This is a genomic window from Stenotrophomonas sp. Sm10 (assembly GCF_030985515.1).
Taxonomy (GTDB): domain Bacteria; phylum Pseudomonadota; class Gammaproteobacteria; order Xanthomonadales; family Xanthomonadaceae; genus Stenotrophomonas; species Stenotrophomonas hibiscicola.
Window position 1 is genome coordinate 1 of sequence record NZ_JAPTFO010000029.1, and the last position, 12824, is coordinate 12824.

13 protein-coding genes are annotated in these 12824 nt (G+C 65.9%); 10 read left to right on the plus strand and 3 right to left on the minus strand.

Features of this window, described 5'->3' with window-relative positions; translation table 11 throughout:
• Positions 1 to 37: 37 nt before the first annotated feature.
• The 5 genes from rbfA to O0J15_RS10205 all read left to right on the plus strand — a co-directional run bounded on the left by rbfA (position 38) and on the right by O0J15_RS10205 (position 5605).
• A complete protein-coding gene (gene rbfA / locus O0J15_RS10185; RefSeq protein WP_019660575.1) occupies positions 38 to 421 on the plus strand; it encodes a 30S ribosome-binding factor RbfA in 384 nt (127 codons plus the stop codon).
• A gap of 108 nt (positions 422 to 529) precedes the next feature.
• On the plus strand, positions 530 to 1438 hold the full coding sequence (gene truB / locus O0J15_RS10190; protein ID WP_021202194.1) for a tRNA pseudouridine(55) synthase TruB: 909 nt from the start codon (positions 530 to 532) through the stop codon (positions 1436 to 1438).
• 174 nt (positions 1439 to 1612) lie between these two features.
• Complete coding sequence (rpsO, locus tag O0J15_RS10195; protein WP_005417886.1) at positions 1613 to 1873, plus strand: 30S ribosomal protein S15; 261 nt, start codon at positions 1613 to 1615, stop codon at positions 1871 to 1873.
• A 151-nt stretch (positions 1874 to 2024) separates the two neighbouring features.
• Positions 2025 to 4133, plus strand: a complete 2109-nt coding sequence (gene pnp / locus O0J15_RS10200; RefSeq protein ID WP_308305595.1) for a polyribonucleotide nucleotidyltransferase — start codon at positions 2025 to 2027, stop codon at positions 4131 to 4133.
• A 281-nt stretch (positions 4134 to 4414) separates the two neighbouring features.
• Positions 4415 to 5605 carry a glycoside hydrolase family 18 protein gene (locus O0J15_RS10205; RefSeq protein WP_308305596.1) on the plus strand — a complete coding sequence of 397 codons (1191 nt, stop codon included), beginning with the start codon at positions 4415 to 4417 and terminating at the stop codon, positions 5603 to 5605.
• 126 nt (positions 5606 to 5731) lie between these two features.
• Here O0J15_RS10205 and O0J15_RS10210 read toward each other — a convergent pair whose 3' ends face one another.
• The 3 genes from O0J15_RS10210 to O0J15_RS10220 are packed head-to-tail and all read right to left on the minus strand — an operon-like array spanning position 5732 to position 7861.
• Positions 5732 to 7291, minus strand: a complete 1560-nt coding sequence (locus tag O0J15_RS10210; RefSeq protein WP_227845064.1) for a PepSY domain-containing protein — start codon at positions 7289 to 7291, stop codon at positions 5732 to 5734.
• Between the two features lie 10 nt (positions 7292 to 7301).
• Positions 7302 to 7565, minus strand: a complete 264-nt coding sequence (locus O0J15_RS10215; RefSeq protein WP_111097927.1) for a hypothetical protein — start codon at positions 7563 to 7565, stop codon at positions 7302 to 7304.
• Complete coding sequence (locus tag O0J15_RS10220; protein ID WP_021202190.1) at positions 7565 to 7861, minus strand: hypothetical protein; 297 nt, start codon at positions 7859 to 7861, stop codon at positions 7565 to 7567. Before O0J15_RS10220 ends, O0J15_RS10215 begins: the two co-directional genes overlap by 1 nt.
• 429 nt (positions 7862 to 8290) lie before the next feature.
• Here O0J15_RS10220 and thrS point away from each other — a divergent pair, with 429 nt between their 5' ends.
• From thrS to pheS, 5 genes are all read left to right on the plus strand, one after another.
• Positions 8291 to 10192 carry a threonine--tRNA ligase gene (gene thrS, locus O0J15_RS10225; protein ID WP_058979607.1) on the plus strand — a complete coding sequence of 634 codons (1902 nt, stop codon included), beginning with the start codon at positions 8291 to 8293 and terminating at the stop codon, positions 10190 to 10192.
• 48 nt (positions 10193 to 10240) lie between these two features.
• Entirely contained in the window at positions 10241 to 10783 is a 543-nt protein-coding gene (gene infC / locus O0J15_RS10230) for a translation initiation factor IF-3 (protein ID WP_019660568.1), read from the plus strand.
• 266 nt (positions 10784 to 11049) lie between these two features.
• Positions 11050 to 11247: a 50S ribosomal protein L35 gene (gene rpmI, locus O0J15_RS10235; protein WP_005410436.1), complete on the plus strand. Its 198-nt coding sequence runs from the start codon at positions 11050 to 11052 to the stop codon at positions 11245 to 11247.
• Between the two features lie 11 nt (positions 11248 to 11258).
• Positions 11259 to 11618: a 50S ribosomal protein L20 gene (gene rplT / locus O0J15_RS10240; RefSeq protein ID WP_005410435.1), complete on the plus strand. Its 360-nt coding sequence runs from the start codon at positions 11259 to 11261 to the stop codon at positions 11616 to 11618.
• 193 nt (positions 11619 to 11811) lie between these two features.
• A complete protein-coding gene (gene pheS, locus O0J15_RS10245) occupies positions 11812 to 12807 on the plus strand; it encodes a phenylalanine--tRNA ligase subunit alpha (protein WP_207049019.1) in 996 nt (331 codons plus the stop codon).
• Positions 12808 to 12824: the final 17 nt, after the last annotated feature.

Here is a 12824-nt window from a genome sequence, read left to right on the forward strand (position 1 = left end):
ACCGTTGGTCGGGCGACAACTGAACCAAGAGCTCCTCGTGCCCAAGACTTTCCATCGAACCGACCGTGTCTCTGCCCAGCTGCGCCGCGAACTCGGCACCCTGGTGCACAACGCCGTGCGCGAGCACGGGTTGCCCTCGGTGAGCGTGTCCGACGTGGAAATCACCCGCGACATGGCTCATGCCAAGGTCTTCGTCACCGCGCTGATGCCGGAGCGTTCGGCGGAAGCGGTGGCCGGCCTGAAGGAACTGGGCTACCGCCTGCGCATGGACCTGGCCCGGGCGATGAAGCTGCGCCATGTGCCGGAGCTGCATTTCCACTACGACGACTCGGTCGATCGTGGCGAGCATATCGACAACCTCCTGCGCGACCTGCCCGATACGCTGGCCGCGGAGAAGCGTCGCGAGAGCGACGAAGAATAAGCCAGCGCCGGGCCCATGCCCGGCGTCTTTTCATTCTGACCGTGCGAGGCCGGACGCTGGCCGCGCTTCGCGCTCGCCGGGCATGGCCCGGCGCTACCCGTATCTGTCATGACCCGAATTCAGTTCCGCCGCCTGGATGGCATCCTGCTGCTCGACAAGTCGACCGGCATGAGCTCCAACGCCGCCCTGCAGGTGGCCCGTCGCCTGTTCCGTGCCGAGAAGGGCGGCCACACCGGCAGCCTCGACCCGCTGGCCACCGGTCTGCTGCCGCTGTGCTTCGGCGAGGCGACCAAGATCGCTGGGCTGCTGCTGGGGTCGGCCAAGGCCTACGATGCCGAGATCGTGCTCGGCCAGACGACCGATACCGACGATTCCGAGGGCCAGGTGCTGCTGCAGCGCCCGGTACCGGCGATCGGTGCCGAGGCCCTGCAGGCCGCGTTGGCGCCGCTGACCGGCAACATCCGCCAGCGTGCCCCGGTCTATTCGGCACTGAAGCAGGGTGGTGAGCCGCTGTATGTGAAGGCCCGCCGTGGTGACGTCATCGAGGCGCCGGAACGCGAGGTGCAGGTGCACGCCATCGACGTGCTGGAGCAGCAGCCTGAGCGCTTGCGGCTGCGCGTGACCTGCGGTTCGGGCACCTACATCCGCAGCCTGGCCCGCGACCTGGGCGAGGCGCTGGGATGTGGCGCACACATCAGTGCGCTGCGCCGGCTATGGGTGGAGCCGTTCCGCGAACCGGCGATGGTCACCCTGGACCAGCTGCGGGCGATGGCCGAGGCCGGCGACGAGGCGGCCATGGATGCGCTGCTGCTGCCGCTGGCGGCCGGCCTGGCTGAATACCCGCGGGTCGATCTCGATGCCGACCAGACCCATCGCTTCTGCGTCGGCCAGCGCCAGCGCGACCCGTCCTGGCCCCACGGCCTGGTGGCGGTGTTCGGTCCGGGCGATACTGTCCAGGGGCTGGGCCAGGTCGATGACAGTGGTCTGCTGGCTCCGCAGCGTCGTTTCAACCTCTGACCGGGGCCAGGGCGGTTCAGCCCCGGTCCTTGTCCCGGAAGCCCCTGGCCGTTACAATTTCGCGGCCGTTTTCCGGCAGCCTGCCTCGTGCAGGTTTCATCCTCGTAGTCCACGGCGAGCCTGGCGGTGCGCGAAGCGCGTTCCTGCCGGCCACGCATCACAGAGAAAAAAGAAATGTCGATCGACACCCAGAAGGTCATTGAAGACAACAAGCGCAGCGCCGCTGACACCGGCTCCCCGGAAGTCCAGGTGGCCCTGCTGACCGCCCGCATCGAACTGCTGACCGGCCACTTCAAGACCCACAAGAAGGACCACCACAGCCGCCGCGGCCTGCTGCAGATGGTCAACCGCCGTCGCAGCCTGCTCGACTACCTGAAGAAGAAGGACGTCGAGCGTTACAAGGCCCTGATCGAGAAGCTTGGCCTGCGTCGCTAAGCAACGAATTCCCCGCGGCGCAGCGATGCGCCGCGGTTTTGTTTTGTAGTACCGCAATCCCCGATTCAGGCCGGAACGATCCGGTCACCCGCTGGCGGCAAGGGTCGCCGACGGTCCAAATTCGCAGACAGCATCCCCAAGGACACCCTCCGTGGCAAAAATCACCAAAACCTTCCAGTACGGCAAGCACACCGTCACGCTTGAGACCGGCGAAGTCGCCCGCCAGGCCAGCGGTGCCGTCATCGTCAAGATGGACGACACCGTACTGCTGGTCACCGCCGTCGCCGCCAAGAGCGCGCGCGAAGGCCAGGACTTCTTCCCGCTGACCGTCGATTATCAGGAAAAGTTCTACGCCGGCGGCCGTATCCCGGGTGGTTTCTTCAAGCGTGAAGGCCGTGCGACCGAGAAGGAAACGCTGATCTCGCGCCTGATCGACCGTCCGATCCGCCCGCTGTTCCCGGAGGACTACAAGAACGAAGTGCAGATCATCGCCACGGTGATGTCGCTGAACCCGGACGTGGACGGTGACATCCCGGCCCTGATCGGTGCCTCGGCTGCCCTGGCCCTGGCCGGTACCCCGTTCATGGGTCCGATCGGCGCTGCCAAGGTCGGTTACAAGAACGGCGAGTACATCCTGAACCCGACCGTCAGCGAACTGGCTGACTCGCAGCTGGAACTGGTCGTCGCCGGTACCTCCAACGCCGTGCTGATGGTCGAATCCGAAGCCGCGCTGCTGTCCGAAGAAGTGATGCTGGGCGCCGTGACCTTCGGTCACCGCGAAATGCAGAAGGTCATCAACGCGATCAATGAGCTGACCGTCGAAGCCGGCACCAAGCCGTCGACCTGGGAAGCCCCGGCCAAGAACGACGCGCTGATCTCCGCCCTGAAGGAAGCCATCGGCCCGCGCCTGGGCGAAGCCTTCCAGGTGCGTGACAAGCTGCAGCGCCGCGACGCCATCTCGGCGATCAAGAAGGACGTATTCGAAGCCCTGGCGGGCCGCGTGGCCGCCGAAGGCTGGAACCCGGCCGAGCTGTCGAAGGAATTCGGCGAGCTGGAATACCGCACCATGCGTGACTCGGTGCTGGACACCAAGGTCCGCATCGACGGCCGTGCGCTGGACACCGTCCGCCCGATCACCGTGAAGACCGGCGTGCTGCCGCGTACCCACGGTTCCTCGCTGTTCACCCGCGGCGAAACCCAGGCCATCGTGACCATCACCCTGGGCACCGCCCGTGATGGCCAGGTCATCGACGCCGTTGCCGGTGAGTACAAGGAAAACTTCCTGTTCCACTACAACTTCCCTCCGTTCTCGGTGGGCGAGTGCGGCCGCATGATGGGCCCGAAGCGCCGCGAAATCGGCCACGGTCGTCTGGCCAAGCGCGGCGTGCTGGCTGTCATGCCGTCGCTGGAAGCCTTCCCGTACACCATCCGCGTCGTTTCGGAAATCACCGAGTCGAACGGTTCCTCGTCGATGGCCTCGGTCTGCGGCTCGTCGCTGGCCCTGATGGACGCCGGCGTGCCGGTGAAGGCCCCGGTGGCCGGTATCGCCATGGGTCTGGTCAAGGAAGGCGATCGTTTCGTGGTCCTGTCCGACATCCTGGGTGACGAAGATCACCTGGGCGACATGGACTTCAAGGTGGCCGGTACCGCTGAGGGCATCTCCGCCCTGCAGATGGACATCAAGATCGAAGGCATCACCGAAGAAATCATGAAGCAGGCCCTGCAGCAGGCCAAGGCTGGCCGCCTGCACATCCTGGGCGAGATGGCCCACGGCCTGACCGCTCCGCGTGAAGAGCTGTCGGACTACGCGCCGCGCCTGCTGACCATCAAGATCCACCCGGACAAGATCCGCGAAGTGATCGGCAAGGGCGGCTCGACCATCCAGGCCATCACCAAGGAAACCGGCACCCAGATCGACATCCAGGACGACGGCACCATCGTCATCGCGTCGGTCAACGCCATCGCTGCCCAGGCTGCCAAGGGCCGCATCGAGCAGATCACCTCGGACGTCGAGCCGGGCCGCATCTACGAAGGCAAGGTCGCCAAGATCATGGACTTCGGTGCGTTCGTCACCATCCTGCCGGGCAAGGATGGCCTGGTCCACGTCTCGCAGATCTCCAGCGAGCGCGTCGAGAAGGTCGGCGACAAGCTGAAGGAAGGCGATGTGGTCAAGGTCAAGGTGCTGGAAGTCGACAAGCAGGGCCGTATCCGCCTGTCGATGAAGGCAGTCGAAGAAGGCGAAGGCGCCAGCGCCGAATAATCGGTACTGCTGATCGTGCGGTGGGTGAGGACCGTTGGTCCTCACGCTTTCGCAAATGAAAAAGCGGGCTTCGGCCCGCTTTTTCTTTGCCTCGATGTTGCGAAGAGAAGCTCATCCAGGTCGCTGCATGTCCTGCTGCAGTGCATGATCGCCGCCACGCGGCCATCGTTCTGTCTCGGTTGCACGGATCGCGCCTGTCCATGGGACGACATGCCGCGATACCCGTACCGCAGCCCCATCGGTTTGCTAACGTGGCGGCGCCTTCGAACCGGGAGATCTCCATGTTCCGCCAGACCGTGGCCGTCCTTGCCGTGCTGATTGCCGGTGTCTTGCCCATCGCCGCGCACGCGGCGCCCGCGCAGCCGCCGATCTTCGGCGCCTACTACCCGGGCGGCTCGGCCGAACGCTATCCGGTCTCGAGCATTCCAGCCGAGCGCCTGACGCATCTGTTCTATGCGTTCTCCACCATCGAGGACGGGCGCTGCACGATCGGTGCGGAAGCGCCGAAGAATTTCGCCGCACTGGCCGAACTCAAGAAGGCGCATCCGCACCTGCGCACGCTGATTTCGATCGGTGGCTGGGGTGCCGGTGGGTTCTCCGATGCAGCGCTGACCGAGGCCAGCCGCAAGCGCTTGGTCGATTCGTGCATGGCGCTGTTCTTCGATCGCCATGCCGGCAGTTTCGACGGGGTGGACATCGATTGGGAGTTCCCGGTCAGTGGCGGACCGAAGGAGCTGGCGCATCGCCCGCAGGATCGCGTCAATCTGACCCGGCTTGCCCAGGCCTTCCGCGCGGCACTCGATGCGCGCGGCCGCAGGACGGGGCAGTCGATGCTGCTGACCGCCGCGCTGGCCGCCGGTCGCCTGCAGACCGATGGCCCCTACGATCCAGCAGCGAGCTATGACCTGCCGGCGCTGGCCAAGGTGTTCGATTTCATCAACCTGATGAGCTACGACATGGGCACCGGCTTCTCGGCGGTGTCGACCTTCAATGCGCCTCTGCATGAAGTGCCGGCCGATCCGCTGGCGCCGGAGCTGCGGCGCTGGAACAACGTGGCCGGCGCGGTGCAGTTCTACCGCGAGCACGGCGTGCCGGCCGGGAAGCTGGTGCTGGGCGTACCGTTCTACGGGCGCGGCTTCAAGGTCACCGGCGACGCCCCGGATGGGCTGTACCAGGCCTACAGTGCGCCGGCTGATGCCGGCGACTGGCGGGTGATCAAGGCGCGCTATCTCGACCAGCCGGGTTGGACGAAACACTGGCAGCCGCAGGCGCAGAGCCCGTGGCTGTACAACGCCGCGCAGAAGATTTTCATCAGCTATGAAGACCCGCGCTCGATCGGGCTGCGTGCGCAGTTCGCCCGTGAGCAGGGCCTGGCCGGGGTGTTCATGTGGGAACTGACCGGCGATGACGAACAGGCCAGCCTGCTCAATGCCATGCTGGGCCCCTGGCAGAAGGCGCGCATCGGCGATTGAGTGTCGGGTGGCGCGTCGTGCTGGGCCCATGCCGCAACGTCACCGACCTGATACACACACTGCGGTGTACGTCGTTGCCCGTGCCAAGCCGACTTCCAGTAGCACCGGGCCATGCCCGGCGAAGGCTCAATCGGCCCAGACGCTGTTGGGATCGCCGTTGCGGGCGCGGCGTTGGCTGGCCACGGCCAGACGCGCGAAGCCGAAGGCCATCGCCAGCGCGATGGCATCGACCCAGAACAGCGGCCAGTGCCCCCCTGCGGCGGCGCGCCACAGCCAGTCACCATTGAGTGCGCCGTGCAGCACCGGCACCAGCGCGGTACTGACCGCCGCCGCCCACAGCAGTTCGCGCGCGGCCTGCGCCGGGCGGCGCAGCGTGGCCCATAGCGCGCAGGCCGCCCAACTGCCGAAGCAGGCCCAGCGGATGCCGTGGTCGACCGCCGACGGTGCCAGCCGCTCCAGCACCAGTGCGGTGCCGAACGCGATCGAGATCGCCACGCACAGGCCGATGCACACGCCGACCGTGGCCCGCGCCATGTTCACACCGGCACGTGGCTGTTGCGGCTGGCGACGCTTGCGCCGCGACTCGATCCACAGCAGGTTGCCGGAGTAGAACAGGAACGCACCGCCGAGTCCGAGCAGGAAGTACAGCCAGACCACCACGCCATTGCCGAATTCGCCGAAGTGCAACGCGTAGGCGGCGCTGAGCGTGGCGTGGTTGGCGTCGCGCTGGCCCGGCAGCTGCGACGCGAGCAGATTGCCGGTGGCGACGTCCAATGCCACGGCACCAAGCGGGCCGAGGGTGCCACTGGCCTCGCCGGTGATCTCGATCGTCGCGTTGGCATCGCCGCCATTGGCCAGCTTCAGATAGGCCGGTTCGAAGTTGGCGACGCCCTGTGCGCGGGCCACTTCAAGTGCGCGCGCATGCAGCACGCGCAGGCTGCCCGGCGGTGCCGGGATGCCACTGGCATTTCGCACCGGCGCGGTGTCCATCGCAGTCGGTACTGCCTGCAGCGCGTTGCCGTCGTAGATCAGCGGATTGAGCAGGGCCATCTGCACGAACACCAGGCAGAGCAGGGCGCCGGTGACCGCGAACATCAGGTGGAAGGGCAGGCTGAGCACACCGACCACGTTGTGCGCGTCCTGCCACAGCTGCTTCAGGTTGCGCCCCGGACGCAGCGCGAACAGGTCGCCGAGCAGCTTCGGCAGATGGATCACCAGGCCGCTGAGCAGTGCCATCCCGTACAGCAGGCTGACAATGCCCATCACGTAGATCCCGGCCACGGGCAGGCCGAGGCTGTAATGGAGCTCGTTGACCAGTTCGGCCAGTCCGGTCTGCGGTGGTGTGGGGCTGCCGGCGATCTGGCCGGGCCAGGCATAGCGCCAGCTGCCGTCATCGGCCTGCCAGTAGGCCAGAGGCTGCGGGTGTTCGGTGCCGGGGAAGGTCATGCCGACGTGGCGGCGCGCTTCCGGATGCGCCGCCAGCACGTCCTCCAGCAGGTACTGGGCGTCATCCAGGCTGGCCGGGAGTGCCGTGGCGGCGCCCGGTGTCTGCCACCGCGGCAGGTCATGGTGGAACAGGGTCAGCGAGCCTGCGTAGAAAGCCACGAACAGGCCGAAGCCGGCCACCAGGCCGACCCAGGTGTGCAGGGTGGTGAACGTGCGCAGGGTCTGCGAACTGAACTTCATGGCGTGGATCTCATTGCACCGCGCCGGTCAGGCGCAGCAGCCCGAGCACGACGAAGCCGGTGGCGGCGCTGCCGCCCAGCACCAGCCAGGCGCGCAGCGCGCTGCGGAAGCTGAACGCCCACAGGGCGGCCAGCATCCACAGCGGGATGAAGGCGATCAGGGTAGGTACCAGCGCTCGCTGCCAAGGGCCCGGCGGAAGCCAGGCGAGCAGGCCGGTAACGGCGGCTGCAAGCAGGAAGCCGACGATGATGCCGGCGAAGGCGCGCGCCCACATCAGGGCAACTCCGTGCCCGGTCGGTGCCAGGCGGCCAGCGCCGGCAGCAGCATCGCCGCGAGCATCCAGGTGCACAACATCGCCACCAGGCCGGCGGCAAAGCCGAGCTCGGCCATCCACAGCCACAGCGCGGCGGCAGCGGCGACCAGGCCGATCTGGCGGCCCAGGCGGCCGGCGCGGCGCAGGCGCGGCCAGCGGCAGTGGGGCGAGGCCGCATAGAAGGCCAGTGCCGAGAACATCGCCGCCAGCATGCCCAGGCTGCAGAAACCCAGCGTGGAGAGGCCGACGGTGATCATCGCGGGCAGCCTGCGCGGCGGCGGGTCGGCGAACGCGGGGCACGGGCGGGGCCGGCGGCAGCCGGTCGAAGCGGGTGGCGCATCACGAGGTCCTGGGGGAAAGCGGGCAGGCTGGCACGGGGCGGGCTGCGCGCACATGGTAATCATTGCGTTTTCACGCCGCCAGCGCGGCTCATTCAGCGGGCCGTATGGTGGCCCTTGGGCTTTCCGGTGCGCTGGTTTAAGATCATCGCAGAACCCCTGACTGGAACAAGGTGGCCCGCGCCCAGCGCCGGCCGAGCGTGCGACATGAGCACTACCACCGCCCACTGTTGACCTGCCCCCGAAGGCCCTGCGTTCCAGGCGCCCTCGCGGCGCTTTTTTATTGCCCGGGCAACGGCCCGGGAACGCTTTCCAGCCCGCCCGGCGGGCCCGCACGAAGCCACTGCGATGATCAACATTACCCTTCCCGACGGCAGCCGCCGCGAATTCGAAAACCCTGTGAGCGTCATGGAGGTTGCCCAGTCGATCGGCGCCGGCCTGGCCAAGGCCACCATCGCCGGTGCCGTGGATGGCGTGCTGGTCGATGCCAGCGACGTCATCGACCACGACGCCAGCCTGCGCATCATCACCGCCAAGGACGAGGAGGGCGTGGAGATCATCCGCCACTCCTGCGCCCACCTGGTCGGCCACGCCGTCAAGCAGCTGTACCCGGATGTGAAGATGGTGATCGGTCCGGTGATCGCCGAAGGCTTCTACTACGACATCTATTCCGAGCGCCCGTTCACCCCGGACGACATGGCCGCGATCGAGAAGCGCATGGGTGAACTGATCGCCCAGGACTACGACGTCATCAAGAAGATGACGCCGCGCGCCGAAGTGGTCGAGATCTTCAAGGCCCGAGGCGAGGACTACAAGCTGCGCCTGATCGAGGACATGGCCGACGACATCCAGGCGATGGGCATGTACTACCACCAGGAATACGTGGACATGTGCCGCGGCCCGCACGTGCCGAACACGCGCTTCCTGAAGGCCTTCAAGCTGACCCGCATCTCCGGCGCCTACTGGCGCGGTGACGCGCAGAACGAGCAGCTGCAGCGCATCTACGGCACCGCCTGGGCCGACAAGAAGCAGCTGGAGGCGTACATCAAGCGCATCGAAGAAGCCGAAATGCGCGACCACCGCCGCATCGGCAAGCAGCAGGACCTGTTCCACCTGCAGGAAGAAGCCCCGGGCCTGGTGTTCTGGCACCCGAAGGGCTGGGCGCTGTGGCAGGTGGTGGAGCAGTACATGCGCAAGGTCTACCGCAACAGTGGCTATGGCGAAGTGCGTTGCCCGCAGATTCTGGACGTGAGCCTGTGGAAGAAGTCCGGCCACTGGGACAACTACCAGGACAACATGTTCTTCACCGAATCGGAGAAACGCACTTACGCGGTCAAGCCGATGAACTGCCCGGGCCACATCCAGGTGTTCAACCAGGGCCTGCACAGCTACCGCGACCTGCCGATCCGCTACGGCGAGTTCGGGTCGTGCCACCGCAACGAGCCGTCCGGCGCGCTGCACGGCATCCTGCGCGTGCGTGGCTTCACCCAGGACGACGGCCACGTGTTCTGCACGGAAAACCAGATCGAGTCGGAAGTGACTGCCTTCCACCAGCAGGCGCTGGCGGTCTACCAGCACTTCGGCTTCGACGAGATCCAGATCAAGATCGCGCTGCGCCCGGAATCGCGCCTGGGTGACGACGCCACCTGGGACAAGGCCGAAGGCGCGCTGCGCTCGGCACTGACCGCCTGTGGCGTGGAATGGCAGGAGCTGCCGGGCGAGGGCGCCTTCTACGGCCCGAAGATCGAGTACCACCTGAAGGATGCCATCGGCCGTACCTGGCAGCTGGGCACGATGCAGGTCGACTTCATGATGCCCGGCCGCCTGGGCGCCGAGTACGTGGACGAGAACAGCCAGAAGAAGCACCCGGTGATGCTGCACCGGGCCATCGTCGGCTCGATGGAGCGTTTCCTGGGCATCCTGATCGAACACCATGCCGGCCAGTTCCCGGCCTGGCTGGCGCCGACCCAGGTGGTGGTGGCCAACATCACCGACGCCCAGGCCGACTATGTCTCGGGCGTGACCAAAACCCTTGCGGAGCAAGGCTTCCGCGTCAGCTCGGATTTGCGTAACGAGAAGATCGGCTATAAAATCCGCGAGCATACGTTGCAGCGCGTGCCCTACCTGCTGGTCATCGGTGACCGCGAGAAGGAAAATGGGGCTGTGGCGGTGCGTACGCGTTCTGGCGAAGACCTGGGCAGCATGAGCCTGCAGGCCTTCATCGAGCGGCTCCACGCCGAGGGCGCGTAAGCAAAGGTCCGGTCCGGGGGCACAGGCACCCGGGCCGGTTCGATACCCTTGGGAGAACGTAATATCAGCACCCCTGACAACAAACAGAACCGCAAGAATCAGGAAATCCGTGTGCCGCGCGTCCGCGTGATCGGCAGTGACGGAGAAATGATCGGCGTGTTGTCGCGCGACGAAGCGCTGTCCATGGCCGAAGATGAAGGCCTGGACCTGGTCGAAATCCAGCCGCAGGCCGATCCGCCGGTCTGCAAGATCATGGACTTCGGCAAGTTCAAGTTCGAAGCGCAGAAGAAGGCCAGCGAGGCCAAGAAGAAGACCAAGCAGGTCGAGATCAAGGAAGTGAAGTTCCGTCCGGTCACGGACGAGGGCGACTACCAGATCAAGCTGCGCAAGATGCGCGGGTTCCTCGAAGATGGTGACAAGATCAAGGTCAACATCCGCTTCCGTGGCCGTGAAATGAGCCACCAGGAGCTGGGCCGCGAAATGGCCAACCGGATCGAGGCCGATCTGGGCGAGGACATCGTCATTGAATCCCGTCCGCGCCTGGAAGGGCGTCAGATGGTCATGATGATCGCGCCGAAGAAGAAGACCTGAAGCCTGACGGGCTGCCTTTCGGGGCGCCTGGCTGAATGGCTCAGGGTAAGGGGGCGCCGCTGGCGTCCCTTTGCTTTTGTGGCGGGCCGGCGGGTTGCGGATGAAAGGCGGGCAGGGGCTGGTGGCAGGGCCGTTTTGCCTGTATCATGCCCGGCTCGACCCACCCAGGACGGGTCGTACGCCGATCATGGCAGGACGGAAAGAGCGGCCCAGGCCGCCGCCAGATCAGTCAGAAACCAGGGTCAAATCCCATCAAGGACATTGCAATGCCCAAGATCAAGACCAACCGGGCAGCGGCCAAGCGTTTCCGCAAGACCGCCTCGGGCAAGTACAAGTGCGGCCACGCCAACCGTAGCCACATCCTCACGAAGAAAGCGACCAAGCGTAAGCGTAATCTGCGTCAGACGGGCCATGTCCGTGCAGAAGACGCAGGCCGTCTGGACCGCATGCTCCCTTACCTCTGAGGAACTGAAAAATGGCACGAGTTAAGCGTGGCGTACAGGCGCGTCGCCGCCACAAGAAGATTCTGGATCTCGCCAAGGGCTACTACAACGCCCGTCGCAAGGTCTTCCGCGTTGCCAAGCAGGCGGTCATCAAGGCACAGCAGTACGCCTACATCGGCCGTAAGCAGAAGAAGCGCAACTTCCGTTCGCTGTGGATCACCCGCATCAATGCGGCTGCCCGCATCAACGGCCTGAGCTACAGCCGCTTCATGAACGGCCTGCTGAAGGCCGGCATCACCCTGGATCGCAAGGTCCTGGCTGACATCGCCGTGCACGACGCAGCCGGTTTTGCCGCGCTGGCCGAAAAGGCCAAGGGCGCGCTGGCGGCATAAGTCCTTCCCGATGCCGTAACCGTTCACTCGGAACGGTGTCAGGTCAAGGCAATGCATGGGGAAGGGCGCAAGTCCTTCCCCATTCTTTTTTGGGTCCCGGTGCGGCCACAGCGGCAGCGCGGGGACGGCGGTGGCGACAGGGGTCGGCCCTTCGCGCATCGCGATGGCAGATCGACTGGAGTTCCGGCCCCCCATGAGCGACATCCAATCCCTCACCACCCAGGCGCTGGCCGATGTGGCCGCCGCACAGAGCCCTGACGTGCTGGAACAGCTGCGCGTGGCCCTGCTTGGCAAGAGCGGCAGCATCACCTCGCAGCTCAAGCAGCTCGGTACCCTGCCGGCCGAGGAGCGCAAGGCCGCCGGTGAAGCGATCAACCAGGCCCGCGACACACTGACCCGTGCGCTGGCCGAGCGCAAGGCGCTGCTGGAAGACGCCGCACTGGACGCGCGGCTGGCTGCCGAAGCCATCGACATCACCCTGCCGGGCCGCAATGGCGACCGCGCTGGCCTGCATCCGATCACCCGTACCCTGGAACGCATCACCGGTATTTTCGGCCGGCTGGGCTACGAGCTGTCGGAAGGGCCGGAGATCGAGGATGACTGGCACAATTTCGAGGCGCTGAATTTCCCGCCGCACCACCCGGCGCGCGCCATGCACGACACCTTCTACTTCGGCGACGGCCGCCTGCTGCGCACGCATACCTCCGGTGTGCAGGTGCGCTACATGGGCGACCACGCGCCGCCGCTGCGCATGATCGCTGCCGGCAAGGTGTACCGCAGCGACAGCGACCAGACCCATTCGCCGATGTTCCATCAGGTCGAAGGCCTGCTGGTGGACGAGCACTCGACCTTCGCCGACCTGAAGGGCACGCTGGCGGAATTCGTGCGCGCGTTCTTCGAGCGCGATTTCGAGATGCGCTTCCGTCCCAGCTACTTCCCGTTCGTCGAACCGGGTGCGGAAGTGGACATCGCCTGGCAGCAGCCCGATGGCACGACCCGCTGGCTGGAAGTGCTCGGCTGCGGCATGGTGCATCCGAACGTGCTGCGCAATGTTGGCATCGATCCGGAGCGTTACACCGGCTTTGCCTTCGGCATGGGCGTGGAGCGTTTCGCGATGCTGCGCTACGGCGTCAACGACCTGCGCGCGTTCTTCGAGAACGATGTGCGGTTCCTGAAGCAGTTCGCGTAAGCCGCAACCGTGTAGAG